General features: G+C 67.1%; 21 protein-coding genes and 1 pseudogene. 10 read left to right on the plus strand and 12 right to left on the minus strand.

The window, feature by feature from the left end:
- The first annotated feature begins 14 nt into the window (after positions 1 to 14).
- The 3 genes from aceB to rraA all read left to right on the plus strand — a co-directional run bounded on the left by aceB (position 15) and on the right by rraA (position 3,879).
- Entirely contained in the window at positions 15 to 1,679 is a 1,665-nt protein-coding gene (gene aceB / locus ACLD0U_RS10870; protein ID WP_179410090.1) for a malate synthase A, read from the plus strand.
- Positions 1,680 to 1,728: 49 nt separating this feature from the next.
- Positions 1,729 to 3,324 (plus strand): isocitrate lyase, encoded by a 1,596-nt coding sequence (locus ACLD0U_RS10875; protein ID WP_179410089.1) that lies wholly within the window; start codon positions 1,729 to 1,731, stop codon positions 3,322 to 3,324.
- 90 nt (positions 3,325 to 3,414) lie between these two features.
- Positions 3,415 to 3,879, plus strand: coding sequence for a ribonuclease E activity regulator RraA (rraA, locus tag ACLD0U_RS10880; protein WP_179410088.1), 465 nt, complete (start codon positions 3,415 to 3,417; stop codon positions 3,877 to 3,879).
- A gap of 25 nt (positions 3,880 to 3,904) precedes the next feature.
- Here the strand turns inward: rraA and ACLD0U_RS10885 are convergent, their stop codons facing one another.
- Positions 3,905 to 6,313 carry a polysaccharide lyase 8 family protein gene (locus ACLD0U_RS10885; protein ID WP_179410087.1) on the minus strand — a complete coding sequence of 803 codons (2,409 nt, stop codon included), beginning with the start codon at positions 6,311 to 6,313 and terminating at the stop codon, positions 3,905 to 3,907.
- Positions 6,314 to 6,416: 103 nt separating this feature from the next.
- Here ACLD0U_RS10885 and ACLD0U_RS10890 point away from each other — a divergent pair, with 103 nt between their 5' ends.
- The gene (locus ACLD0U_RS10890; RefSeq protein WP_410340627.1) at positions 6,417 to 7,619 is read left to right on the plus strand and encodes a pyridoxal phosphate-dependent aminotransferase; all 1,203 of its coding nucleotides are present in this window, start codon (positions 6,417 to 6,419) and stop codon (positions 7,617 to 7,619) included.
- A 102-nt stretch (positions 7,620 to 7,721) separates the two neighbouring features.
- Here the strand turns inward: ACLD0U_RS10890 and ACLD0U_RS10895 are convergent.
- Positions 7,722 to 7,817 (minus strand): annotated as a pseudogene (locus ACLD0U_RS10895) (VOC family protein); the annotation flags it as partial.
- 229 nt (positions 7,818 to 8,046) lie between these two features.
- On the opposite strand from ACLD0U_RS10895, the gene ACLD0U_RS10900 reads away from it, so the two are divergent.
- Entirely contained in the window at positions 8,047 to 9,036 is a 990-nt protein-coding gene (locus tag ACLD0U_RS10900) for a LacI family DNA-binding transcriptional regulator (RefSeq protein ID WP_410340628.1), read from the plus strand.
- A 2-nt stretch (positions 9,037 to 9,038) separates the two neighbouring features.
- Here ACLD0U_RS10900 and ACLD0U_RS10905 read toward each other — a convergent pair whose 3' ends face one another.
- Both ACLD0U_RS10905 and ACLD0U_RS10910 read right to left on the minus strand, forming a co-directional pair.
- A complete protein-coding gene (locus ACLD0U_RS10905; RefSeq protein WP_410340629.1) occupies positions 9,039 to 10,436 on the minus strand; it encodes a hypothetical protein in 1,398 nt (465 codons plus the stop codon).
- Positions 10,436 to 12,565 (minus strand): alpha-galactosidase, encoded by a 2,130-nt coding sequence (locus tag ACLD0U_RS10910; RefSeq protein WP_410340630.1) that lies wholly within the window; start codon positions 12,563 to 12,565, stop codon positions 10,436 to 10,438. The genes ACLD0U_RS10905 and ACLD0U_RS10910 overlap by 1 nt, the downstream gene beginning before the upstream one ends.
- Before the next feature lie 112 nt (positions 12,566 to 12,677).
- Here ACLD0U_RS10910 and ACLD0U_RS10915 point away from each other — a divergent pair, with 112 nt between their 5' ends.
- From ACLD0U_RS10915 to ACLD0U_RS10930, 4 genes are all read left to right on the plus strand, one after another.
- Positions 12,678 to 14,015 carry an ABC transporter substrate-binding protein gene (locus ACLD0U_RS10915; RefSeq protein ID WP_410340631.1) on the plus strand — a complete coding sequence of 446 codons (1,338 nt, stop codon included), beginning with the start codon at positions 12,678 to 12,680 and terminating at the stop codon, positions 14,013 to 14,015.
- 61 nt (positions 14,016 to 14,076) lie between these two features.
- On the plus strand, positions 14,077 to 14,970 hold the full coding sequence (locus ACLD0U_RS10920) for a carbohydrate ABC transporter permease (RefSeq protein ID WP_410340632.1): 894 nt from the start codon (positions 14,077 to 14,079) through the stop codon (positions 14,968 to 14,970).
- Positions 14,967 to 15,815, plus strand: a complete 849-nt coding sequence (locus tag ACLD0U_RS10925; RefSeq protein ID WP_410340633.1) for a carbohydrate ABC transporter permease — start codon at positions 14,967 to 14,969, stop codon at positions 15,813 to 15,815. Before ACLD0U_RS10920 ends, ACLD0U_RS10925 begins: the two co-directional genes overlap by 4 nt.
- 8 nt (positions 15,816 to 15,823) lie before the next feature.
- Positions 15,824 to 17,548 (plus strand): glycoside hydrolase family 36 protein, encoded by a 1,725-nt coding sequence (locus tag ACLD0U_RS10930; protein ID WP_410340634.1) that lies wholly within the window; start codon positions 15,824 to 15,826, stop codon positions 17,546 to 17,548.
- Positions 17,549 to 17,641: 93 nt separating this feature from the next.
- On the opposite strand, the gene ACLD0U_RS10935 is transcribed toward ACLD0U_RS10930, so the two are convergent.
- The 4 genes from ACLD0U_RS10935 to ACLD0U_RS10950 form a co-directional block, all read right to left on the minus strand.
- The gene (locus ACLD0U_RS10935) at positions 17,642 to 18,778 is read right to left on the minus strand and encodes a UDP-N-acetylmuramate dehydrogenase (RefSeq protein ID WP_206551486.1); all 1,137 of its coding nucleotides are present in this window, start codon (positions 18,776 to 18,778) and stop codon (positions 17,642 to 17,644) included.
- Between the two features lie 16 nt (positions 18,779 to 18,794).
- Positions 18,795 to 19,196 (minus strand): MaoC/PaaZ C-terminal domain-containing protein, encoded by a 402-nt coding sequence (locus tag ACLD0U_RS10940; RefSeq protein WP_410340635.1) that lies wholly within the window; start codon positions 19,194 to 19,196, stop codon positions 18,795 to 18,797.
- A complete protein-coding gene (locus ACLD0U_RS10945) occupies positions 19,196 to 19,660 on the minus strand; it encodes a MaoC family dehydratase N-terminal domain-containing protein (RefSeq protein WP_410340636.1) in 465 nt (154 codons plus the stop codon). The genes ACLD0U_RS10940 and ACLD0U_RS10945 overlap by 1 nt, the downstream gene beginning before the upstream one ends.
- A gap of 73 nt (positions 19,661 to 19,733) precedes the next feature.
- Positions 19,734 to 20,531 carry a sulfite exporter TauE/SafE family protein gene (locus ACLD0U_RS10950; protein WP_274367563.1) on the minus strand — a complete coding sequence of 266 codons (798 nt, stop codon included), beginning with the start codon at positions 20,529 to 20,531 and terminating at the stop codon, positions 19,734 to 19,736.
- Between the two features lie 127 nt (positions 20,532 to 20,658).
- Between ACLD0U_RS10950 and ACLD0U_RS10955 the strand changes: the two genes are divergently transcribed.
- Complete coding sequence (locus ACLD0U_RS10955) at positions 20,659 to 22,230, plus strand: AMP-binding protein (RefSeq protein WP_224818685.1); 1,572 nt, start codon at positions 20,659 to 20,661, stop codon at positions 22,228 to 22,230.
- Positions 22,231 to 22,307: 77 nt separating this feature from the next.
- On the opposite strand, the gene rplQ is transcribed toward ACLD0U_RS10955, so the two are convergent.
- The 4 genes from rplQ to rpsM all read right to left on the minus strand — a co-directional run bounded on the left by rplQ (position 22,308) and on the right by rpsM (position 24,738).
- A complete protein-coding gene (rplQ, locus tag ACLD0U_RS10960) occupies positions 22,308 to 22,802 on the minus strand; it encodes a 50S ribosomal protein L17 (protein WP_410340637.1) in 495 nt (164 codons plus the stop codon).
- 35 nt (positions 22,803 to 22,837) lie between these two features.
- Positions 22,838 to 23,827 (minus strand): DNA-directed RNA polymerase subunit alpha, encoded by a 990-nt coding sequence (locus ACLD0U_RS10965; RefSeq protein ID WP_206551481.1) that lies wholly within the window; start codon positions 23,825 to 23,827, stop codon positions 22,838 to 22,840.
- Positions 23,828 to 23,937: 110 nt separating this feature from the next.
- The gene (gene rpsK / locus ACLD0U_RS10970; protein ID WP_071644012.1) at positions 23,938 to 24,336 is read right to left on the minus strand and encodes a 30S ribosomal protein S11; all 399 of its coding nucleotides are present in this window, start codon (positions 24,334 to 24,336) and stop codon (positions 23,938 to 23,940) included.
- A 27-nt stretch (positions 24,337 to 24,363) separates the two neighbouring features.
- Positions 24,364 to 24,738 carry a 30S ribosomal protein S13 gene (gene rpsM, locus ACLD0U_RS10975; protein WP_179410079.1) on the minus strand — a complete coding sequence of 125 codons (375 nt, stop codon included), beginning with the start codon at positions 24,736 to 24,738 and terminating at the stop codon, positions 24,364 to 24,366.
- Positions 24,739 to 24,889: the final 151 nt, after the last annotated feature.

The following is a 24,889-nucleotide window of genomic DNA, read 5'->3' on the forward strand; positions in this document are numbered from 1 at the left end:
GGAGGAGACAGATCATGACCGCTCCCACTGCGTCACAGACCACGCCGATCCAGGATGCCGGCGTCGCCGTCGGCGCACACCAGGGACCGGCGATCCACATCACCGGACCGATCCACGAGCGGTTCGACGAGATCCTCACCCCGGCGGCTCTGGCCTTCATCACCGAGCTGCACCACCGCTTCTCGAACCGCCGCCACGACCGGCTCGCCGACCGCATGCGCCGCCGGTTCGAGATCGGCAACGGTCACGACCCGCGGTTCCGCGAAGACACCCGCCACATCCGCGAGGACGCCGACTGGCGCGTCGCTGGCCCCGGCCCCGGCCTGGAGGACCGCCGCGTCGAGATCACCGGCCCCACCGACCCGAAGATGACCATCAACGCCCTCAACTCGGGCGCGCGGGTGTGGCTCGCCGACCAGGAGGATGCCACCAGCCCGACCTGGCAGAACGTCATCGGCGGTCAGCTGTCGCTGCGCGACGCGATCCGCGGCGAGCTCTCGTACACCTCTCCCGACGGCAAGGAATACCACGTCACCGCCGAGCGCACGCCCACTATCGTGATGCGTCCCCGCGGCTGGCACCTCACCGAGAAGCACGTCGACTTCACCGACCGCACCGGTCGCACGATGGCGGCCTCGGGCTCTCTGGTCGACTTCGGTCTGTACTTCTTCCACAACGCGCAGGCCCTGATCGACGCCGGCCGCGGCCCGTACTTCTACATCGCCAAGCTGGAGTCCAGCGAAGAAGCCCGCCTGTGGGACGACGTGTTCACCTTCGCCGAGGAGTACATCGGCATCCCGCACGGCACGATCCGCGCCACCGTCCTGATCGAGACGCTGCCGGCCGCATTCGAGATGGACGAGATCCTCTACGTGCTGCGCGACCACTGCGCCGGACTCAACGCCGGCCGTTGGGACTACATCTTCTCGATCATCAAGACCTACCGCGGCCGCGGCGCACGGTTCGTGCTGCCCGACCGCAGTGAGGTCACCATGACGGTGCCCTTCATGCGCGCCTACACCGACCTGCTCGTGCAGACCTGCCACAAGCGCGGCGCCCACGCGATCGGCGGCATGAGCGCGTTCATCCCGAACCGCCGCGACCCCGAGATGACCCAGCAGGCACTGCAGAAGGTCGCCGCCGACAAGCGCCGCGAAGCCGGCGACGGATTCGACGGCACCTGGGTCGCCCACCCCGACCTGATCCCCGCGGCACGCGCCGAGTTCGACGCCGTGCTCGGCGACCGTCCCCACCAGGTCGACCGCCAGCGCGACGATGTGAACGTCACCGCCGCTCAGCTGCTCGACCTGCGCATCGGTCGCCCGATCACCGCGCGCGGTGTCTACGACAACGTGTCGGTGGGCATCCGCTACATCGAGGCCTGGCTGCGCGGACTGGGCGCCGTCGCCATCGACGGGCTGATGGAGGACGCCGCCACCGCCGAGATCTCGCGCTCGCAGGTGTGGCAGTGGATCCAGCAGGACCGCACCACCGAGGACGGCACGCCGATCACCGCCGCGTACGTCGAGGACATCATCACCGACGTGCTGGCCACCGTTCCCCGCGGTGACGAGGACCGGTACGACGACGCGGCAGAGATCTTCCGCGAGGTGGCGCTGCAGGAGACCTTCCCGGCCTTCCTGACCCTGCCCGCCTACTCCCGCCACCTGACCGACTGACCACCGCTGAACGCACCGGAACACCAGCATCCCAACGAAGGAAGACGACATGACCCGCTACCAGGATGACATCGCCGCCGTCCAGGCGCTGAAGGACGAGCAGGGCTCCCCGTGGAGCGCGATCGACCCCGAGTCGGTTGCCCGCATGCGCGCACAGAACCGGTTCCGCACCGGACTCGAGATCGCCCAGTACACCGCCGACATCATGCGCCGCGACATGGCCGAGTACGACGCCGACTCGTCGCTGTACACCCAGTCGCTGGGCGTCTGGCACGGCTTCATCGGGCAGCAGAAGCTGATCTCGATCAAGAAGCACCTGAAGTCGACGAACAAGCGCTACCTGTACCTGTCCGGCTGGATGGTCGCGGCGCTGCGGTCCGAGTTCGGCCCGCTCCCCGACCAGTCGATGCACGAGAAGACCGCGGTACCGGCGCTGATCGAAGAGCTCTACACCTTCTTGCGCCAGGCCGACGCCCGTGAGCTGGACCTGCTGTTCACCCAGCTCGACGCCGCGCGCGCCGCCGGCGACGAGACCGCCGCCGAGTTCATCCAGTCACAGATCGACGAGTACGAGACCCACGTCGTGCCGATCATCGCCGACATCGACGCCGGCTTCGGCAACCCCGAGGCGACCTACCTGCTCGCCAAGAAGATGATCGAGGCGGGTGCCTGCGCGATCCAGATCGAGAACCAGGTCTCGGACGAGAAGCAGTGCGGCCACCAGGACGGCAAGGTCACCGTGCCGCACGAGGACTTCATCGCCAAGCTCAACGCGGTGCGCTACGCCTTCCTCGAGCTCGGCATCGACAACGGCATCATCGTCGCACGCACCGACTCTCTCGGCGCCGGGTTGACGCAGAAGCTCGCCGTGACGACCGAGGTCGGCGACCTCGGCGACCAGTACAACTCCTTCCTCGACGTCGAGGAGATCGCCGACGGAGACCTCGGCAACGGCGATGTCGTCATCAAGCGCGACGGCAAGCTCATGCGGCCGCGTCGCCTGGCCAGCAACCTGTACCGGTTCCGCGCCGGCACCGGTGAGGAGCGCTGCGTGCTCGATTGCATCACGTCGCTGCGTAATGGTGCCGATCTGCTGTGGATCGAGACCGAGAAGCCGCACGTCGAGCAGATCGCGGGCATGGTCGACGCGATCCGCGAGGTCATCCCGAACGCCAAGCTGGTCTACAACAACAGCCCGTCGTTCAACTGGACGCTGAACTTCCGTCAGCAGGCCTACGACGCACTCGCCGAGCAGGGCGAGGACGTCTCGGCCTACGACCGCAGCGCCCTGATGAGCGTCGAGTACGACGACACCGAGCTGGCCCGCCTGGCCGACGAGAAGATCCGCACGTTCCAGCGCGACGGTTCGGCGCGCGCCGGCATCTTCCACCACCTCATCACCCTGCCGACCTACCACACGGCCGCCCTGTCGACCGACGACCTCGCGAAGGGCTACTTCGGCGACGAGGGCATGCTCGCCTACGTCAAGGACGTGCAGCGCCGCGAGATCCGCGGGGGCATCGCCACCGTGAAGCACCAGAACATGGCCGGTTCCGACATCGGCGACAACCACAAGGAGTACTTCGCCGGCGACGCCGCTCTCAAGGCCGGCGGCCAGCACAACACCATGAACCAGTTCAGCTGACACGGCTGACCTGACCCACCGAGAGGTCGGATGCGACGGCATCCGACCTCTCGTCTCTTTCCGCCACCACCCCGCAGACAGGACGCCTCGATGACTTCCACCGCAGACCTCTACGACGAGCACGGCGACGCCCTGCAGTCGCTCCCGCTTCAACTGCGCTCCTTCGGCGGGGTGACCGCGTTCGAGGGTCCGATCCGCACGGTGCGCTGCTTTCAGGACAATGCGCTCGTGAAGACGCTGCTCTCCTCCCCCGGTGACGGTGCCGTGCTCGTCGTCGACGGCGCCGGCTCGCTCGGCACCGCACTGATGGGTGACATGATCGCGCAGCTCGCGGTGGATGCCGGCTGGGCCGGCGTCGTCATCCACGGCTGCGTGCGCGACAGCGCCGCAATCGCGGGGATGCCGCTCGGAGTGAAGGCGCTGGGCACCAACCCGCGCAAGAGCGCCAAGGACGGCGTCGGCGAGGTCGATGTCACTGTCGAGTTCGGCGACGTCGTCTTCCGCCCCGGCGCCCGGCTCTATGCCGACGAGGACGGCATCCTCGTCGAGCGCTGAGATCGCACCGGCATCCGTGGCGTGCTCAGCGTCGATGCACCGAGAAGCGCAGCGACCTGCCCGCGGTGCCGCGGGTATCGACGCGCAGTCGCACCTCGGATCGGACGCGAGTGAGCGAGACGCGGTCCGCGTCCGGCCCGGACACGCGGTCACCGGCGATGCCGACCAGCACGACGTCCAGGGCGTCCTGAGTCTGGGTGGGGTCGGCGAGAGACACCTCCAGACCGGTCGGGATCTTCTTGAGGATGAGCGTCGCGCTCGATGAGATCCGCACCCTGTCGAACGCGGCGCCTGCCCACACCGCGGCGCAGATCGCGCCGGAGGGCAACCGCACCGCCTGCACCGCCGAGTCGTTGCGCAGCACCCGCACGCCGAGGTCGCCGGCGCGGGCGGCGGTCTGCGCCGCGTCAGCACCCGGCAGCAGTGCATAGGCGTACGTCGACGCATCGGTGGCATCCGGTCCGTGCGTGTACGCCAGCGTCGCGTACTGACGGCGACGCACCTGCTGTGTCTCGGGCACCGAACGTGTCGCGTTGTCGGTCCATCGACCCTGCCGCTCGACCAGCTCGGCGCGCAGGGCGGGCGAGCCGGGGAGGAACACATAGCCGCCGACGTCGGCGAGGTGCGCCCAGCGCGCGCCGCGCAGAGTGCGCGGGGCGGTGATCGCCTCGCCGTCGACCGTGAGTGTGCGCGGAGTGCCACCGAGGTTTCGGTGTTCGACGACCGTGCGCACCTCGGCCCCGCTGCGCGAGGAGATGTCGCTGCCGAGCGCGACGACGAGATCGTCCTGGAAGAACCACGCCTTGCGGGCGACGAGTCCGGTTCCGCCCGGCGCGACCAGGTGCATGGCCGAGACCGCGAACTCGTCGAGCGTCGCGCCGCCCGTCCACTCGTTCGCCGGGGTCGTCTCACCCCATTGCCCTTCCGGATTGTCCGGCAGCGGAGTGAGATCCACGGTGGCACCGACAGGCGCCTCGAGGTCGGATGTCGCCCAGAAGTGATCGTCGAAGTGCGTGTCGTCGTCAGCGAGGTAGAGATAGGTCATCCCCTGGCTGGTCTTGACACCCCGCATGTTCTCGGCGCCCGTTCCTTCGTGCCACGCGATCCGGTTCGAGCACATCGCGACGCATAGTGCCCAGGAGCCGTCGGTCGAACGGTACACAAGACGGTCCATCGCGGGAAAGAACCGCGGGCCGGTGGCATCCGGTCTGGCTACGACCTCGGCGTCGAGTAGCTCCGCGACCAGTGCACGGCGGCCGATCTTCGTCGATTCGGCGATGTCGGCGGCAGCGTTCGACTCGATCCACTGCCGACACAGACCCCGCCATCGTGCCGCGGTATCGGGGTCGGCGGCCTTAGCCAGGCGCAGCGTGTGCTCGATGAGCTCGTCACCATTGTCCTTGCTGCGCAGGGCATAGCGTGCGACCGCACGCCCTCGCACCGCGTCCATCATCTGCCCGTTGAACATGAAGGGCGCGAACGATCCCTCGATCACACCGGTGAGATTACTGCGCGTGGGGTCGACGATGGGGAAGTCCGAATCGGCGAGCAGGGCGAACAGCTTCGACAGGCCGCCCAGCAGTACAAGACCGTAGGTGCCGGTGTAGCCAATGGTGGAATGCTGTACGAACGAGCCGTCGGCGAAGAAGCCGTTGCCCTCGGTCACGTACTGCCAGGTGGGGCTGAGCGCGTCGACCGCCGCGCGCAGCAGCGGCTCGTCGGGCTGGACGACGGCGCGCACGATGACGGCCTGGCAGATATCGACGCGGTTGGCGCCGTTGGACTCCTGCACGCCGCTCGGATGCTGCTGGAGTCGGGGGTCGCGCTCGGGCAGGAAATGATCGAACGCCACGCAGTAGCGGTCGATGTCGGCCTGATCGAGCTCGTCGCGGATCAGCGCCATGACATTGGCCAGGGGTTGCGCGGCACCGATGTTCCACGACCACCAGTTGCCCCACCACGCGGTGCCGGGGTGGTAGATCTGTTCGTGCATGTGCGCAAGCCCCGTGCGCACCGCATCGAGCACCTCGGACGACCCCTCGTGCGTCGAGCCGGGGGTGGCCCACGCCGTGGCGAGTTTCTCAAGGTTGACGTAGTTCAGCCGCATCTGGTTCGAACGCAGCAGATCCGTGGCGCCAACCGTCCAGTCGGTCGAGGTGAAGTACCGGGTGCCGGTGGGGGCGATCTGCTGCATCAGCGCAGTGGTCCCCCGGTCGAGCGCGGCGATGGCGTCGTCGAACCCTGTCGGATCGGCGGTGATGATCGATCGGCTGGTGAGCGCGTCGACCCAGCGCGCACGCAGCGCTTCCGTCCCTCCCGCGATGGACAGCGGCGGGGGCGCCGCGCCGGCGCTGCTCGGCAGCAGTCCGGGGATCAGCGACGCGGCGAGCGCCGTGCCTCCGAGCTGCAGGAATCCGCGTCTGGTCGTGTGCATTCGAGCTCCTTCGGTCGCGCCGGCCACAGCCGATCGCCGCCGACGCTACGAGCAGCGCGGGAGAGGATTCAATGAGTAGCGCCACCCGAGTACGATCAAGATCGTGACCGAACGCGCCCCTCTCTCCCGCAAGCTGTCCGCCATCGCCGAGTCCGCCACGCTGAAGGTGGATGCTAAGGCCAAGGCCCTCAAGGCCGAAGGCCGCCCCGTGATCTCGTACGCGGCCGGCGAACCCGATTTCGCGACGCCGCAATTCATCGTGGATGCCGCCGCCGAGGCCCTCGCCGACCCGGCCAACTACCGGTACACGCCGGCGGCCGGACTTCCCGCGCTGCGCGAAGCCGTCGCCGCGAAGACGCTGCGCGACTCGGGCCTTGAGGTCTCGCCCTCGCAGGTGCTGATCACCAACGGCGGCAAGCAGTCGGTGTACCAGGCCTTCCAGACCGTGGTGAACCCCGGCGACGAGGTGCTGCTGCCCGCGCCGTACTGGACCACGTACCCCGAGGCGATCCGCCTGGCGGACGGCGTGCCCGTCGAGGTGTTCGCCGGCGCCGACCAGGACTACAAGGTCACCGTCGAGCAGCTCGAAGCCGCGCGCACCGACCGCACCACAGTGCTGGTGTTCGTTTCGCCGTCGAACCCGACCGGTTCGGTGTACTCGGCCGACGAGACCGCCGCGATCGCCGCCTGGGCCGTCGAGCACGGCATCTGGGTGATCTCGGATGAGATCTACCAGAACCTCACCTACGACGGCGTCAAGGCCACCTCGATCGTCGAGGCGCTGCCCGAGGTCGCCGGTCAGACGATCCTGGTCAACGGCGTCGCCAAGACGTATGCGATGACCGGTTGGCGTGTGGGCTGGATGGTGGGGTCGGCGGATGCCATCAAGATCGCCGCCAACCTGCAGTCGCACCTGTCGAGCAACGTCAACAACGTCGCGCAGCGCGGAGCCATCGCTGCCTTGACCGGGCCTCAGACCGAGGCGGAGCAGATGCGCGAGGCGTTCGACCGCCGTCGCCGTCTGATCGTGTCGGAGCTGTCGAAGATCGACGGGCTGGTGGTGCCCAACCCGCAGGGCGCTTTCTACGTGTACCCCGATGTGCAGGGCCTCCTCGGCCGAACCTGGGGCGGTGTGACTCCCACGACGTCGCTCGAGCTGGCCGATCTGATCCTCGAACAGGCCGAGGTCGCCGTCGTCCCCGGCGAGGCCTTCGGCCCGTCCGGCTACCTGCGCCTGTCGTACGCGCTCGGCGACGACCAGCTGCTGGAGGGCGTGCAGCGCCTGCAGCGCCTGTTCGCCTCCTGACCCGCGCGTCGACACCCCGTTCTACCGCCGAGACCCCTACGTAGCTGCGCAGCTACGTAGGGGTCTCGGCGTGAAGTGGGGGTGTCGGCGGTGTCAGGTCGATCAGCCCTGATACCCGATCAGCCAGGGAACACCGAACCGGTCGACAAGCGTGCCGTCGTGGTCGCCCCATGGCCGCTTCTGCAGCGGATCGATGACCGGGAGCAGCATTAGCTCTCCCCTGATTCGCGAAGCGCAGACCCGTCAGCATCTCTGCCGCGTTCCCCGGCGCGGGACTGCCTACTCATGCCGAGAGTGTGCGACGTCCAGGCATCTGCTGTTCGTGCAAGATTGGAGCATGGACCTGGACAGGCGCAAGACCGAGGGAGCAGAGGAAGTAGACGCGAGAACGTCTACGTCGCGCAAGACAAGATCGCCGGCTGGATCAATGCGACTCTCCGAGATCGCCGCTCTCGCCGGGGTCAGCGAAGCGACCGTCAGTCGTGTACTCAACCGAAAGTACGGCGTCGCGCAGAAGACCCGTGATCAAGTGGAAGCTGCGCTTCGCGAAGTCGGGTACGAGCGGAGCGTGAAGGGTGAGATCGTCTTGATCCTCACACCGAGCTTGAAGGGAATCATCTTCTCCGAGATGTCGGATGAGATTGAGACACGCTTGAGCCCGCACGGGCTGCGGGCGGTGGTCTGTCCTGTGTACCCCGGCACGATAGCCGAGCAGGACTACGTCGAGATGCTGATCGACAAGGGCATCGCCGGCGCAATCTTCCTCTCCTCCAGCAATACTCTGCGCACCTCTGACCCGGTCGCGCACCAGCTCCTCGAGTCACGCGGCGTCCCCTTCCTCACCATCAACGGCCCGTTCTCGGCTGTCGATGCGCCCGCGATATCCACTGATGACTGGCAGGCCGCGGAGCTGTCCGTTGCACACCTATACGAACTCGGACACCGCCGAATCGGAATGATGGCCGGCCCAGCGGGGAACATCCCCGCAGATCGACGTGTCGAAGGGTACCTCTCGTCGATGGACTCGCGCGGTTTGACCGACGCCGAAGACCTCGTGGTGCGCGTGCACTACTCAATCGACGGAGGCCGCAGCGCTGCAGACGAACTGCTCAACGCCGGCGCGACGGCGATCATCGCATCCAGCGACGATATGGCGTTGGGTGCCTACCGGGCGATCCGCAGACGTGGCCTGGAGGTTCCCGGAGACGTCTCAGTTATTGGGTACAACGACACATACATGCTCGAGTTCACCGACCCGCCGCTGACAAGCGTCCGCCAACCCATCGAGACGATTGCAGAACTGTGCACGCGCACGCTAGTGACCATGGTGCATGATCGCCCTGTGCGCACCGAAGAGACTCTGGTAGAACCCGAGTTGCGAGTACGGAGGTCGACCGGCCCGGCCCACACGCACTGAAGTTAGATCAGCGTTGGCAGTGCAAGAGCCTCGCCCGATCGGATCGTCACGGCGGTCCCGGGCCGCTCAGCACCACTCAGGTGAGGGTCCCGAAAGCCCGCTTCACCAATCGCAACCCTCAGTGATCGCGAGGTCTCATTCACGACACGGCATCGCCCTTGTGCGACGCACAGGTCGAGCTGCCCATCCGCAAAGGGGATACCCGTCATCTCGACATCTCTCACCCCTGTCGGCAATCCGGGCCGCAACGTAAGGCGACTTCGCCTGGCATCCACTTCCATCCCCAGGATTCCAAGCGCCACCTGGGAAAGGAGGGTGAATGAGACTTCCGGGTAGGAACCGTTGCGGCCTTGCAGCGACACCTCATGTGGCTCGTCACGTTGCGCGAACACTCGCTGCATCCAGTTCCAGGCCGTATCGGCACGCCCGTGACGAAAGTACAGATCGGGCAGGTAGGTGAGAGCCTCGACGTTCTTCGGCGCGGTTTCGGAGTCGCGGCAAAGCCGATCGACTCGGTCGAGCTCGGCACCCGCCCGATCATCAGTGAGAAGCCCCTTCAGCAATGGGAACCAGGTCGACTCCCTCGACCACGCGCGGATCGGATGCCCCGTCGGGGTCCATCCGCAGACCACCCCCTCCCCTGCGCCGCGGCTCCACGTGTTCCTGTACAGCGCCAGCAGGGCATCCGCACGAGCGACGAGCAACGCAGGGTCGCCGCCATTGCCCGACACCAGCGCCGCCACATGCCGTGTCGCCGCGTACTGCGAGCCGAACCCGTCGCCCGCCTCGCGCAAGATCACACCGGGAAGCTCGTTGTAGCTTGCCGTGCCGTCGAAGATGCCGGGTCCGTCAATGCCGGCGACGCCGTTGCCCGGTGGCAGGTCGTGGTCATCAACGAACGATTCAACGAAGCGGGTCACGGTACTGAGCGCATCGCGCGAGATCGGATTCCCGGTCCAGCGCTGAAGCACATGCGCCGTTTCGGCCAGTTCGAACACGGCTGGCAGTTCGCGCACGAATCGATCCGGCCCACGGTAGTCGATCTGCAGGGGCGTGTGGCGGTCGAAGTTGAGTGCCCACAGCGGCCAGTCACCACGCTCAGCGGTCGCCGAGCGCAGGAACGAACCCAGCATGGCATCGTTGCGATCCGCCATTCCGAGCAGCTGCGCCCCCACGGCCTGGTGGACGAAGTCGCGTAAGTAGTAGCCTGACCGATGCGAGTACCCTGCCCAGTAGGCATCCGCGTACGGCACCTCGCCGAGGCCTTCGGGAGTGTGCTCCGACACGTCCCGCAGTCCACTGACGCCGCCGTCGACGCGGTGCCCGAGTGCGGTGATCCGTGCCCAGTCGAAGATTTCCTCCAGGCGCGTGCAGCTGCTGCGCAGTCCGATGCCGCGCATCAGGAGACCACGGTGAACTCGACGAGTCCGGCTTCCTGCGGGCGCAGCGTCGGCAGACCGAGTCCGATCTCAGCGAGCACTCTCCCAGAGAACTCCAAGGTGTCTGACCACCACAGCGGCTGGCGCCGGCTCGCGGTGGGATCCGCCGCGCCGTCGATCAGCACCCGCTCGATGCGGTAGGTACGCTCGGGATCCAGACCGGTGATGCGCAGGTGGCCGCCCGGGAGATGATGCGGGGAGTCGATCGCCGCGATGGTGGCCACCGCGTGTCCACCATCGGCCGCGACGATCGCCTGCGCGACCAGCTGCGGTTCCGTCTGCAGACGGTGCTGCCGCCCTCGTTCGATCAGCGGGCGCAAACGTTTGACGACGGTGATCCATCCGGCCAGTTCGTCGCGCTCCGCCGGCGTCGCCTCGCGAAGATCCCATTCGATGCCGAAGCTGCCGACGAGTGCGGTCACGGCCCGGAACGTCATGGACGCGGCGCGCCCCGTGACGTGCGCAACGTGCGCGCCGACGTGCGCGCCGAGCATCTCCACCGGCATCAGCAAACTGGTGCCGCGCTGAATGCGCTGACGTTCTAGGGGGTCATTGGAATCGCTGCTCCAGAAGCGGTCGACGACATCGACGATACCGAGGTCGATGCGACCGCCACCCGCGGAGCACGACTCGATCTCCAGCCAGGGGCACGCCTCGCGCACCGTCCGCATAAGGCGGTAGGTGGCGTGCGTCTGCCGGTGCACGCCGGCCCGGCCGGTGAGCCGGTCCACCGGCTCGACCAGGTCGCGGTTGTGGTCCCATTTCACGTAGTCGATGCGGTGGCCCGTGATGATGTCGATCAGGCGCTCGGCGATGTAGGCGAAGGCCTCCGGGTGGGCGATGTTCACCACCAGCTGCTGACGCGCCAGCGGTGCATCGCGGTCGATCGGCGAGAGGATCCAGTCCGGATGCTGCCGCGCGAGCTCCGAGTCGGGGTTGGTCATCTCGGGTTCGAACCAGAGGCCGAACTGCATGCCGCGGCTGCGGACGTGATCGACCAGTGGCCCGAGACCGTGCGGCCAGACGTCGGCGTCCTCGAACCAGTCGCCGAGGCCGGCGCGGTCGTGACGTCGCCCGGAGAACCATCCGTCATCGAGCACGAAGCGCTCGACGCCAATCTCGGATGCCGCGTCGGCAAGCTCGATCAGCGGCGCGATCGCGTGGTCGAAGTAGACGGCCTCCCAGGTGTTCAGCGTGATCGGGCGCCCGATCGGCGGGTGGCCGGGTCGTGCGCGGAGCATGTCATGAATGCGGGCGGATGCCGCGTCGAGGCCGTCACCGTAGGTGAAGTACACCCATGGCGAGGTGTACTCCTCGCCGGCGAGCAGCGGTACTTCACCTTCGGCGAGCAGCTCCCCGCCGCCGAGGTGGGCGGTTCCGCTGTTGCCGCGGTGCAGCCAGGAACGCTGATTCCCCGACCAGCCGACGTGTGAGGCCCACACCTCACCGCGTTCCTCGGTGAATCCCGGCTCGCCGGCGGCGAGCAGCGTGACGGCGTCCGGGCCGGTGCGTCCTCGGCGGTTCTCGCGCAAGTGGGTGCCGTCCACGACGACGGCGCGCTGCGGGCGCCGCTCGCCGTTGTGGCGGCCGCTGAAGTCGAGGATCTCGGTCGCGCGCGGCGGCACCGGCATCGTGACGTCGATCCCGCCGACGGTGTATTCGTCGACGCCGTCGTTGCGCAACGAGGCTCGGGTGCGCAGCAGACCGCTGTCGAACAACTCCAGATGGAGGGTGACCTCGAGCGCCGCGGCCGTGTCGATGCCGGTGACCTCGAGGCTGCGCCCGGAGGCAAGTAGCGGCGTGACGCGCGCGAAGGCGGCGAAGGGAACGGCGCCGTGGCGGTGCCCCGCGACTCCGGGGATGCTGAACCAGCCCTGACGCGCCTCCGGAAGCACGCCGACGGGCACGGGCAGGTCGGGCGTGCTGACAGCCCACTGCCGGTGTGCGTCCTGCGCGATCTGCTGCAGTTCGGCGTCGCTAAGCTCGCCCAGGCCCCTGCCCCAGTACGCGACGTACGGCATCGTCCCGGCATCCGCCGCGATGATCACGCTGACGCCGCCGGCGGTGAGGTGGACTGCATCCGTGCTCATGGCTCTCCTTCGAGTTTTGCAAACTTGCGACTAATTCTTGCATAAATGCTATTTGCGTTGCTACAGTCTGGTCAGCGAAGTTGCACCCCCTGCCCTGAAAGGACATCGAACGATGAAGTTCTCACGCCGTTCCACAGCGCTGCTCGCGATGGCCGGCATCGCCGCGCTGTCGTTGACCGCCTGCTCTCCCGCCGCCGAGTCGAGTTCCGGCCCGGATGGCGAGATCGGCGGCAAGATCACCGTCTGGAGCTGGAATGCTCCCGGCGCGGGCCTCAAGGCCGCGATCCCCGCATTCCAGAAGCTGCACCCCGACGTCGAGATCGAGGTCCAGGATGTCGGCAACCCCGCCATCTGGGACAAGATCACCACCGGCATGGCCGCAGGCGGCGCAGGTCTCGCCGACGTGCTCAACATCGGCATCGACTACATGGGCAACTACGTCGAGAAGTTCCCCGGTCAGCTCGTCGACCTGCGCGACTACGGCATGGGCGACCTGGAGAAGGACTTCCCCGCCGGCGCATGGAAGAGCGGCTCGGGCGCCGACGGCGCCCTCTACGGCATCCCCTACGAGGTCAACGCGACCGGCTTCTTCTACCGCACGGACCTCTTCGAAGAGGCCGGTGTCGACTTCGAGTCGATCAAGACCTGGGACGACCTCCTCGAGGCGGGCGTCGCCATCAAGGAGAGTACCGGCGCCGACCTGTACACGCAGGACAAGGCAGCCACGGTCGCGGACTCCGCGGGCCTCTGGCAGTTGCTGACCGCGCTGCAGGGTTCGTTCTACTTCAATGAGGAGGGCGACATCGTGATGTCCAGCAAGGAGGGCATCCATTCGCTCGAGCTCATCAAGGAGGCGAACGACCTCGGCATCGTCGGCGACGTGCCCGGCGGCTGGGACGCTCTGCTGGCCACCATCCGCGGCGAGCGCGAGGTCGCCACGCTGGCTGCCGGCGGCTGGCTGGCCGGTGTGATCGAGAACGAGGCACCGGACATGGCCGGCAAGTGGGCCGTCGCACAGCCTCCGGCAGTCACGCCCGGCGGTCTCACCGCAGCGGTCAACGGCGGCACCTACCTATCGATCCCGACCTCCAGCAAGAACCAGGCCACCGCGGCCGCGTTCGTCGAGTTTGCCCTCGGCACCCTCGATGGCCAGGAGCTCATGTACGACGGGGGCGGCATGTTCCCGGGATACAAGCCGCTGCTGGAGTCGCCGAACTTCTCTGCTCCGAGCGAGTTCTACAACGGTCAGCGCGTGAACGACGTCTTCATCGCCCAGCTCGCGCAGGATACGCCGGCCATCAACTACACCAGCGACTACGCCCGAGCACTGAAGGCGTACACCGATGCACAGAGCAAGGTGCTGCTGGAGGACGCTGATCCGCAGGAGGCGCTGGACGCCGCGGCCGAGCAGGTCGCATCGCAGACCGGTCGCAAGATCGCGAAGGACTGACGCCGTCGGGGTGCTGCCGTCGCCATCGGCGGTAGCACCCCTCTCCCCGAGGAATCACACCGTGACCAACGCAACCACCCGGCGCAGACGATCATCGATCGGCCACCCGCGCTACGTTCCCTACCTGTTCCTGGCGCCGATGATCCTGCTGTTCGCGACGTTCAAGCTGTACCCATACGCCAGCGCCCTGTGGCTGAGCCTGACGGCAAACATCGGCGGCCAGACGACCTTCGTCGGCATGCAGAACTACGTGCGCCTACTCGCCGACCCGCTGTTCTACAAGGCGCTGGGGAACACCGCCATCATCCTCATCGTGCAGGTGCCCATCATGCTGGCTCTTGCCGTGCTGCTGGCTGTGGCCTTCAACTCGCTACTGCTAAAGACGCGCACCTTGTTCCGGGCTCTGTACTTCGTCCCGATCGTGATGGGGCTCGTCGCCTACGGCATCCTGTTCCGCGCCCTGCTGAACACGCAGGACGGCTTCGTGAACTACCTGCTCGGGCTGGTAGGCGTCGATCCGATCCCCTGGCTCGGCGACCCGTTCTGGGCGCGGATCGCCATCGTCATCGCGATGACCTGGCACTACACCGGGCAGAGCGCGATCATCTACCTGGCGCAATTGCAGTCCATCCCTGGTGAGCTGTATGAGGCGGCATCGGTCGACGGCGCGAACGCACGACGCCGCTTTTGGCACGTCACCCTTCCCGGGCTCCGTCCGGCACTGGCACTGACCGTGATCCTCTCCACAATCGGCACGCTCCAGCTCTTCGACGAGCCGTACGTCCTCACCAACGGCGGCCCCAACAACGCCACTCTCACCGTGGGCATGTACCTGTATCAGAACGGCTTCCAGTACTTCGACTTCGGCTACGCGTCGGCGATCGGGTACGCACTGACCATCATCATCGCCGTGATCTCGTTGATCCAGCTGCGGTTCTTCAAGGAGAAGCCATGACCGACACCGCACTCGCGACCACCCCGCACCGCCGTACGAAGTCGCTCGTGCTCACCACGACGATCACCGCCGGTGCCGTGCTGATGGCACTGCCGTTCTACTGGCTCATCATCGCGACGACGTATCCCTCATCCGAGATCTTCTCGACGCCGCCGAACTTCCTTCCGGGCGACCACTTCATCCAGAATTTCGTGGGTGTGCTCACCGACACCCTGTTCGGCCGAGCCATGCTGAACTCGTTGTTCGTATCACTGACCTACACCGTGCTGGGTCTGATCGTCTGTACAGCAGCCGGGTACGCGTTCGCGAAGTTCACTTTCCCCGGCAACTCGCTGCTGTTCGGCGTCGTGCTCGTCACGCTCGCACTGCCCTCACAGGTCACGCTGGTACCGCTGTTCCAGCTGATGGTCAGCATCGGCTGGCTCGACACTTATCAGGCGCTGATCTTGCCGAACCTCGCACTGCCGTTCGGCATCTTCCTGATCAAGCAGACGATGACGGCTGTGCCGGACGAGCTGATCCAGGCGGCGCGGATCGACGGCGCGGGTGAATTCCGCATCTTCATGGGCATCGTTGTGCCGACCGTACGACCGGCGATCGCCGCCCTGGCAATCTTCCTCTTCCTCGCGCAGTGGAACGACTTCGTCTACCCGCTCGTCGTGCTCCGCACACCAGAGGCGTACACCGCTCCGGTCGCCCTCGCCACGCTGCAGGGCATCGGCACGACCGATTACGGCCAGCTGCTGATGGGCACGTTCCTGTCGATGCTCCCCGTACTCATCCTCTTCCTCTTCCTCCAGCGTCAGTTCGTCGCCGGCATCCTCGCCGGTGCAGTAAAGCAGTAAGGATCACCGTGCTCCTCGAAGACCATCACCTGGACGCCGTCCAGTGGACCCCCGTCGCCCGCGATATCACTGTCGGTGTCGGCGGCGGATGCCGAATCCTGTCGGTGACCGGCGACGGCGCCGTCACCACGGTCGCCATCGCGCCGGATTCCGAAGGACAAGTCGTCCTCGAAGCGCCGCTCGGCAACGCCTCTGGCGTGTGGCACGGCGGATTCGATGCCGTCCGCGGGCTGCCGGCTGACTGGGCCGGTCGCCAGAAGTTCAGCGCAGTGTGGTCGCTGCCGCTCGCGGTGCTGTGCGACACGGACGAGAGTTCCCACGTCGCCTTCGCCTACGACTGCATGACGGCGAGCGGCCTCCTGGAGTACGGCGTCTCCGAGGAGTCGAAGACGTTCGTCTCGCGCCTCGGCGTCGGCGCGGAGATCGTGGCGAGCGGGCAGCCGTTCCACCTGCACATCGTCACGGAGCCGCTCGCGTACGGTCGCGCGATCGAGGCCCTGTCGCAGGTGCTGCGACGCGGCCTCCCGGAACGCCCTGTGTCGCCGCTGGCCATCGAGCCCGTGTACTCGACCTGGTACGCGTGCTCGCAGCGGATCTCGGATGAGATCCTGCGCACGCAGGCGCCGATCGCCCGTCGCCTGGGCGCCAAGTCGCTGTTCATCGACGACGGTTGGCAGGCGTTCGGCGACGGACGCTGGTACGCCGGCTGCGGCGACTGGGTGCCGGACACCGCGAAGTTTCCAGACTTCCGACAAACGATCGAGGCGCTGCGCGCCGAGGGACTGGGCGCTGTCGCGTGGATCGCCCCGCTGCTGCTCGGCGAGCGCAGCCAGGCGTTCGCCGCCCTGCAGCGGTTCGCCCCGCACCGCTCCGACGGGTTGCGCGCGCACGTGCTCGATCCCCGGCATCCCCTGGTGCGTCGCCACATCGTCGACACGTGCGTCCGGCTCGTTCAGGAGTACGGTCTCGAAGGGCTGAAGATCGACTTCCTCAACGATGCAATGGTGTACGCCGGAACCCCCTCGCACGGGGACATCGGCGATGTCGGCCGAGCTATGAAGGTACTTCTCGGCGAGGTGTCAGATGCGGTCAGCGCCGCCCGCCCGGGATCTGTCATCGAGTACCGCCAGCCGTATGTCTCCCCCGAGATCGCCGGATTCGCCGATGTCGTGCGCGCGAACGACTGTCCCGCCGATGCCGACCAGAACCGGCGTTCGACGGTGGATTTGCGGCTGCTCACGACCGCGCAGATCGTGCACTCCGACCCGCTGATGTGGTCGCCGGACGCGGGAGTGGACGCCGTATCGCGGCAGTTCTTCGGCGCGTTCTTCTCGGTGCCGCAGATCTCGATGCCGCTGGACACGCTTCCCGACGAGCAGGTCACCCGACTCACCGAGCTGATCGCCCTCTGGCGCGACCTGCGCGACGTGCTCATCCGCGGAGAGGTGTGCGCCTCGCTACCGGCTGAGGGCTATCCGGTCGTGAGCTCTCGCCTGGGCGGAACGCGCGTGGTCGCGGCCTATCAGCCGCGCACGCTCGAGTTGGATCTGACCGGCATCGAGCGTCTGGTCATCATCAACGCGACCTCCGACCCGGCCCTGCCCTACCGCATTACCGGAGGCACCGGCGCCAGCATCCGCACAGCGACGGGTGAGCCCGTCGCAGTGTCCCCGGAGGGCTTTCTGACCGTCCCGACAATGAACACGATCGATCTGCGCCTGTTCGCCTCCTGACCCGCGCGTCGACACCCCGTTCTACCGCCGAGACCCCTACGTAGCTGCGCAGCTACGTAGGGGTCTCGGCGTGAAGTGGGGGTGGCGGCGGTGTCAGAGCTCGACGCCCACCAGAACCGGCTCGGGCTGCAGCAGCAGACCGTACTCGGCGTGCACGCGACTCTGCACGAAGCGGGCGAGCTCGCTCACCTCAGCGGCGGTCGCACCGCCGCGGTTGGTCACCGCGAGGGCGTGCTTCGTCGAGATGCCCGCGCGCGAACGCGGCAGTTTGAAGCCCTTGCGGATGCCCGAGTTCTCGATCAGCCATGCGGCGCTGACCTTCACCATGCTCGCGGGCCGCTCGGCGCGCGGGCTGAGCCCGTAGTAGTCATCCAACGGAATCACCGTCATCGCGTCGAGGTCGGGCTCGACCTTCCACCGCGGGCATTCCGCCGGCAGCGTGCGCGCCACGGCCTCGGACACAATCGCGTTCTGGAAGAACGACCCCGCGCTACGGGTATCGGGATCGGCCTCGTCGAGCAGCATCCCCTTCATCGCACGGGTCTCGAGGATCCGCGCGCGCACCCAGCTCAGCGGCACAGGCTCGTAGTCCTCCAGGCCCAGGGCCCGGCGCAGCTGGTCACCGCGCACGACGCGTCCGCCATCGCCCGTCACAGCCAGGTCGAGAGTCACCGAGAGGATGACGGCGCGGCGCTCCTGCACCTCGCCGTAATGGTGCTTGAGTACCGAGGTACGGAACCCCAATCCGAGTTCGGCGGCCGGAACCACGACGGCGGCGTCGGCGTGCTCGTCGATCAGCTCGACCTCGACGAGGGTCTCCTGGATCTCCTGCCCGTAGGCGCCCACGTTCTGCACGGGAGCCGCGCCGACGGTACCGGGGATGCCACTCATCGCCTCGATGCCCGCGTACCCGCGCTCGACCGCGTAGGCGACCAGGTCGTCCCACGAATGCCCCGCCTGCACACGCAACCGGATGCGACCCTCGTGCGGCGACGGCAGCTCCTCGATACCTGTGGTGAGGATGCGGATGACCGTGCCGTCGAACGGCTCGTCACCGACGAAGAGATTGGATCCCCCGCCCAGCACGAACCACTCGCCTCCCTCCTGCCACACCTCGCGGAGAGCGGAGATGAGCTCGGGGGTCGTGGTGGCATCCAGCATCCGATGCGGGGCGGCGCCCGTCCGCAGGGTGGTCAGCTCGCGCAGGGCGATGGGTTCGATCTCTGTCATCTCAGCCGACGCCCCTTCAGAGCGCGACGCGCAGCTGGGCCTTGGCGAGCACCGTGGTCTCGGCGGCCTTCACCGTGAGATCGATGCGTGCCGAGGTCTCATCGACAGCGCCGACCTTGGCGAGCACGTGCACATCGGCGCCGTGCTCGGGATCGACGACGACCGGCTTGGTGAAGCGCACCCCGTAGTCGATCACACGGACGTCGGCGGGAAGCGCGGCCAGCACCGTCGATGAGGCCAGCCCCATCGTGAGCATGCCATGCGCGAGCACGCCGGGAAGGCCGACGGCCTCGGCCACATCGTCGCGGTAGTGGATCGGGTTGAAATCGCCGGATGCCCCGGCGTAACGCACCAGCGACTCACGTGTCAGGTACACGGTGCGCTCGGCGACGATGTCGCCAACGGTGTACTCGGCCATCACTTCGCCTCCTCGTCGGTAGCTTCCGAGCCCACCAGCAGAACGCTGGTGGCGGTGACGACGTGCGCGCCGTCGCCATCGGTGATCGTCGCGTCGCTCGTGATCATCGCGTTGCCTCCGAGAGTGCGGATGCCCGTGACCGCCAGCTGCGCGGTCAGCTCATCGCCCGCGACGATCGGACGCGTGTAGGCGAACCGCTGCTCGGCGTGGATCGTACGGGCGAGCACGATCCCCGAGTCGGGCTCGGCGAGCAGCTGCTGAAGAGTGAGGTCCTGCACGACCATCGCGAAGGTCGGCGGCGCAGCGACGTCGGCATAGCCGGCCGCGCGGGCCGCCTCGACGTCGGTGTGCTGAGGAGCATCCGCGAAGACTGCGCGGGCGAATTCGCGCACCTTCTCTCGTCCGACCAGATACGGGGCCGTCGGCGGGAACTCCCGGCCGACCAGTTCGTTGTTCACAGGCACCCCTCGATCCTACCGAGCGTGCCTCAGAAGCGCCGGTGCCCACGACCGGACAAACCCTCCAGCGCGGGCGAGATCAGCGCCGGCGTCCGCGGATGGCCTTCACGCTCATCTGCACCGCAATGAACAGCAGGTAGCCCGCGAAGAGCATGTTGCCGACGAACGGATCCACGATCGTCGCCAACCAGGCGCCCAGCGCCGTCGTCGTGCAAGCGGCGAGTCCGATGATGCCGGCCGCCAGCAGGTCGACATTGCCGTGACGCAGGTTGCCGATGGTCCCCGAGATCGCGGTGGGGATCATCATCAGCAGCGACGTGCCCTTGGCGACCAGGTCACTGGTGCCGAAGACGAGCATCAGCACGGGCACGACGACGACGCCTCCACCGACGCCGATGAGCCCGGCGATGATGCCGGTGCCGACGCCGACACCCGCAAGGCCGATGCCGTTGCCCCACCCGAGCACGAGCTCAGCCTCGCGCGAGGGGATCACGACGAACAGGCTGACGATGACCGCGACGAGGAACGCCACGAAGCCCCAGCGCAATGCCGACTGCGACACCTTCGGCAGCAACCAGGTGCCGATCTGCGCCCCCACGACAGCGCCTCCGGCGAGGATGAGCGCCGGGATCCAGGCCACCGCATCGGCCAGGGCGTACGAGATGACACCGATGCTCGCCGTCGGCACGATCGCGGCGAGCGACGTGCCGGCACCGCGGCGCTGACCATAGTGCAGCATCAGCACGAGCAGGGGCACGATCACCGTTCCGCCGCCGACGCCGAACAGCCCCGACAGGAGGCCTGCCAGCAGTCCGATGAAGACGAAAGTGAAGTACGCGCGAGGCTCCCGGGTGATGGACAGATCCTCTTCAGTCACACGGTCAACACTAAACCCGTGAGCTGTGTCTGTTGCGCACGGGGTCGGCGCCCCGCAGGTTCGGCATTGCGTGTCACAGCATGAGAGACTGAGTCCCACATCGGACGCGCGATCGAAGGAGATCCCCATGCGCAGCACACTTCCCGACATCGAGATCCCGAACACGTCGATCTACGAGTACCTGTTCGCCGATCTCGACGAGTCTCAGCTGGATGCCGTCGCGATCGTCGACGGCACGAGCGGCGCCGAGACGACGTACCGACAGCTCGTCGCCCAGATCGATCTGTTCGCGGGCGCTCTCGCCGCCCGTCGCATCGGGGTCGGCTCACGCATCGGCATCCTCTGCCCCAACATCCCGGCGTTCGCGACGGTCTTCCACGGCATTCTGCGTGCCGGCGCCACCGCGACGACCATCAACTCCCTGTACACGGCCGACGAGATCGCGAACCAGCTTGAAGACGCTGGTGCGGAGTGGCTGATCACCGTCACACCGCTGCTCGCGGGCGCGAAGGCAGCCGCCGCGCAGCGCGGTATTCCCGACGACCGGCTCATCGTGCTCGACGGAGCAGAGGGCCACCCCGACCTGCGCTCCCTGCTGGCAGAGGGCCACGCCGCACCGGACGTCGTCTTCGACCCGGCGACGCATCTCGCTGTGCTGCCCTATTCATCGGGGACGACGGGTCGCCCGAAGGGCGTGATGCTCACACACCGCAACCTGGTCGCGAACGTTGCCCAGTGCCGCTCCATGCTCACCGTCGGCGAGCAGGACCGCATCCTCGCAATCCTGCCGTTCTTCCACATTTACGGAATGACGGTGCTGCTGAACTTCGCGATCCGTCAGCGCGCCGGACTGGTCACCATGCCGAAGTTCGACCTACCCGAGTTCCTGCGCATCATCCAGGAGCACCGCACGTCTTGGGTGTTCATCGCTCCGCCGGTCGCGGTGGCGCTCGCGAAGCACCCCATCGTCGACCAGTACGATCTGTCGTCGGTGCGCGTGATCTTCTCGGGGGCGGCGCCGCTGGACGGTGCACTGGCGGCCGCGGTCGAGCAGCGCCTGGGCTGCAGCGTGGTGCAGGGTTACGGCATGACCGAGACGAGCCCGGCGGCCAACCTCATCCCGGCCGAGCGCACTGACATCGACAAGTCGTCGATCGGCCCGCTGGTCCCCAACACCGAGGCCCGTATCGTCGACCCCGAGACCGGCATCGACGTCGACGTTCCCGCCGAAGGCCCCAGCGCCGCCGGCGAACTCTGGTTGCGCGGCCCGCAGATCATGAGCGGCTACCTGAACCGTCCTGAGGCGACCGCCGAGATGCTCGACGCCGACGGTTGGCTGCACACCGGTGACATCGCGACCGTCACCTCCGACGGCATCTTCCGGATCGTCGACCGTCTGAAGGAACTCATCAAGTACAAGGGCTACCAGGTAGCGCCCGCCGTGCTCGAAGCGCTCCTGCTCGAGCATCCGCTCATCGCCGACAGCGCCGTGATCGGTGCCTACGACGAGGATGGCCAGGAGATCCCGAAGGCTTTCGTGGTGCGTCAGGCGGATGCTGATCTCAGCGCCCAGGATGTGATGGACTTCGTCGCAGCGCGCGTCGCCCCGCACGAGAAGGTGCGCCAGGTCGAGTTCATCGAGGCCATCCCGAAGTCGAGCGCGGGCAAGATCCTGCGCAAGGAGCTTCGCGCCGCGTAACGCTTCACTACGCCAGCGGATGCGAAGAAGCCCGCCACCCCAGAGGGTGGCGGGCTTCTTACAACGCGTGGAGGGCCTTACTCGGCCTTCTCCTCCGCGGGTGCCTCAGCAGCGGCATCCTCGACGGTCTCCTCGGCGGGTGCCTCTTCGACCTTCTCAGCCTTGGGCGCTGCGGCCTTAGCGGCGGGCTTGGCCTTCTTCTTCGGCGCGACGGGCTCGAGAACGAGCTCGATCACGGCCATGGGCGCGTTGTCGCCCTTGCGGTTGCCGACCTTCGTGATACGGGTGTAGCCACCCTCACGCTCGGCGACCAGCGGGGCGATCTCGGCGAACAGAACGTGCAGGGCGTCCTTGTTCGAGCGCAGCACGGTCGCTGCACGGCGGCGTGCGTGCAGGTCGCCACGCTTGCCGAGCGTGATCAGACGCTCCGCGAGCGGACGCAGGCGCTTGGCCTTCGTCTCGGTCGTGCGGATCGACTTGTTGGTGAAGAGCGCTGCCGCGAGGTTCGCGAGAAGAAGGCGCTCGTGTGCGGGGCCGCCTCCGAGGCGGGGACCCTTGGTGGGCTTGGGCATGTTCGTCTAGCTCCTGATCAGGAAGAGGTCGGGTTTCAGAAGGACTCGTCTTCGCCTGCGCTGTAGAAGTGGGCGCCGTCGAAACCGGGCACCGAATCCTTCAGCGACAGACCGAGCGAGACGAGCTTGTCGCGCACCTCGTCGACCGACTTCTGTCCGAAATTGCGGATGTTCATCAGCTGCGTCTCCGAAAGGGCGACCAGCTCCGAAACGGTGTTGATGCCCTCACGCTTGAGGCAGTTGTACGAGCGCACCGACAGATCGAGGTCCTCGATCGGCATGGAGAGCTCGCTGGAGAGCACGGCCTCGACCGGCGCGGGGCCGATCTCGATGCCCTCTGCTTCGGTGTTCAGCTCGCGAGCGAGACCGAACAGCTCGGTGAGGGTCTTCGCGGCCGATGCGACGGCGTCGCGCGCGCTGATCGCCGACTTCGTCTCGACATCGAGCACCAGCTTGTCGAAGTCGGTGCGCTCACCGGCACGGGTGGCGTCGACGCGGTAGCTGACCTTGAGCACCGGCGAGTAGATCGAGTCGACCGGGATCTGGCCGGCCTCGGCGTACTCGCTGCGGTTCTGCGCAGCCGAGACGTAGCCGCGGCCACGCTCGATGGTGAGTTCGAGCTCGAAACGAGCGGTGTCGTTGAGCGTCGCGATGACCAGCTCGGGGTTGTGCACCTCGACACCCGCCGGAGCGGAGATGTCAGCGGCGGTGACCTCGCCGGCGCCCGTCTTGCGCAGGTACGCGGTGATGGGCTCGTCGCGCTCGCTGGAAACGACCAGCTGCTTGATGTTCAGGATGATCTCGGTGACATCCTCCTTCACACCGGGGATCGTGCTGAACTCGTGCAGCACGCCGTCGATGCGAATGGTGGTGACCGATGCGCCGGGGATCGACGACAGCAGACTGCGGCGCAGCGCGTTGCCGATCGTGTATCCGAACCCGGGCTCCAGCGGCTCGATGACGAACCGGCTGCGGTTCTCGGAGATCTTTTCCTCGGTGAGAGTGGGACGCTGTGCGATGAGCACTATGTGTTCCTTTCGATCACATGCCCGCTATATGACATGTGTGGGTGAGGTCTTGAGTTGTGGACCTGCCCGCCCGGCGCCTGAGCGGCGCCGGGCGGGCAGGGACGAGATCAGACGCGGCGGCGCTTCGGCGGACGGCAGCCGTTGTGAGCCTGCGGCGTCACGTCCTGGATCGAACCGACCTCGAGGCCAGCGGCCTGCAGCGAGCGGATCGCGGTCTCACGACCCGAGCCCGGGCCCTTGACGAAGACGTCGACCTTCTTGACACCGTGCTCGGCGGCCTGGCGGGCAGCCGACTCGGCGGCCATGCCGGCCGCGTACGGGGTCGACTTGCGCGAGCCCTTGAAGCCCACGCCACCCGACGAGGCCCAGCTGATGACAGCGCCGGACGGGTCGGTGATCGAAACGATGGTGTTGTTGAACGTCGACTTGATGTGGGCCTGGCCCAGCGCGATGTTCTTCTTCTCCTTGCGGCGCGGCTTGCGCGCGGCGGCCTTGGGTGCAGCCATGAAAGTGTTCTCCTATTCCCTGGCCGCTTAGCGGGCCTTCTTCTTGCCGGCGACGGTGCGCTTCGGGCCCTTGCGGGTACGCGCGTTGGTCTTGGTGCGCTGACCGCGCACCGGAAGGCCACGGCGGTGACGCAGACCCTCGTAGGAGCCGATCTCGACCTTGCGGCGGATGTCGGCGGCGACCTCGCGGCGCAGGTCACCCTCCACCTTGTAGTTGCCTTCGATGTGGTCGCGCAGTGCGACAAGCTGCTCGTCGGAGAGGTCCTTGACGCGGATCGACTCGTCGATCTCGGTCGCCTGAAGGATCTCGACGGAGCGGGTACGGCCGATGCCGTAGATGTAGGTGAGGGCGATCACCACGCGCTTGTCGCGCGGGATGTCAACGCCGGCAAGACGTGCCATGCGGTATCTCCTGGAGTGAGGTGGAGGTGTGGAGCAGAGTCCGTTCCCGGGCCTCCAACCCGGGGTGTCCCCCGCCTGCGCGGGATCCGACCTGCCTGTTCATTTCCCGGTCGTGGAGTGATGCACTCACTCGACGACCGGAGTATTCAGT

This window comes from Microbacterium sp. 2216-1, from assembly GCF_046507855.1.
Classification (GTDB): Bacteria; Actinomycetota; Actinomycetes; order Actinomycetales; family Microbacteriaceae; genus Microbacterium; species Microbacterium esteraromaticum_C.

Excerpts from the sequence above, each read along its gene's own strand:
- rraA (WP_179410088.1), top strand. The coding sequence starts at position 3,415 with ATGACTTCCACCGCAGACCTCTACGACGAGCACGGCGACGCCCTGCAG.
- ACLD0U_RS10900 (WP_410340628.1), top strand. The coding sequence starts at position 8,047 with ATGCGACTCTCCGAGATCGCCGCTCTCGCCGGGGTCAGCGAAGCGACC.
- ACLD0U_RS10885 (WP_179410087.1), bottom strand. The coding sequence starts at position 6,313 with ATGCACACGACCAGACGCGGATTCCTGCAGCTCGGAGGCACGGCGCTC.
- aceB (WP_179410090.1), top strand. The coding sequence starts at position 15 with ATGACCGCTCCCACTGCGTCACAGACCACGCCGATCCAGGATGCCGGC.
- ACLD0U_RS10935 (WP_206551486.1), bottom strand. The coding sequence starts at position 18,778 with ATGACAGAGATCGAACCCATCGCCCTGCGCGAGCTGACCACCCTGCGG.
- ACLD0U_RS10940 (WP_410340635.1), bottom strand. The coding sequence starts at position 19,196 with ATGGCCGAGTACACCGTTGGCGACATCGTCGCCGAGCGCACCGTGTAC.
- ACLD0U_RS10925 (WP_410340633.1), top strand. The coding sequence starts at position 14,967 with ATGACCGACACCGCACTCGCGACCACCCCGCACCGCCGTACGAAGTCG.
- rplQ (WP_410340637.1), bottom strand. The coding sequence starts at position 22,802 with ATGCCCAAGCCCACCAAGGGTCCCCGCCTCGGAGGCGGCCCCGCACAC.
- ACLD0U_RS10875 (WP_179410089.1), top strand. The coding sequence starts at position 1,729 with ATGACCCGCTACCAGGATGACATCGCCGCCGTCCAGGCGCTGAAGGAC.
- rpsK (WP_071644012.1), bottom strand. The coding sequence starts at position 24,336 with ATGGCTGCACCCAAGGCCGCCGCGCGCAAGCCGCGCCGCAAGGAGAAG.
- ACLD0U_RS10905 (WP_410340629.1), bottom strand. The coding sequence starts at position 10,436 with ATGCGCGGCATCGGACTGCGCAGCAGCTGCACGCGCCTGGAGGAAATC.
- ACLD0U_RS10915 (WP_410340631.1), top strand. The coding sequence starts at position 12,678 with ATGAAGTTCTCACGCCGTTCCACAGCGCTGCTCGCGATGGCCGGCATC.
- ACLD0U_RS10955 (WP_224818685.1), top strand. The coding sequence starts at position 20,659 with ATGCGCAGCACACTTCCCGACATCGAGATCCCGAACACGTCGATCTAC.
- rpsM (WP_179410079.1), bottom strand. The coding sequence starts at position 24,738 with ATGGCACGTCTTGCCGGCGTTGACATCCCGCGCGACAAGCGCGTGGTG.
- ACLD0U_RS10910 (WP_410340630.1), bottom strand. The coding sequence starts at position 12,565 with ATGAGCACGGATGCAGTCCACCTCACCGCCGGCGGCGTCAGCGTGATC.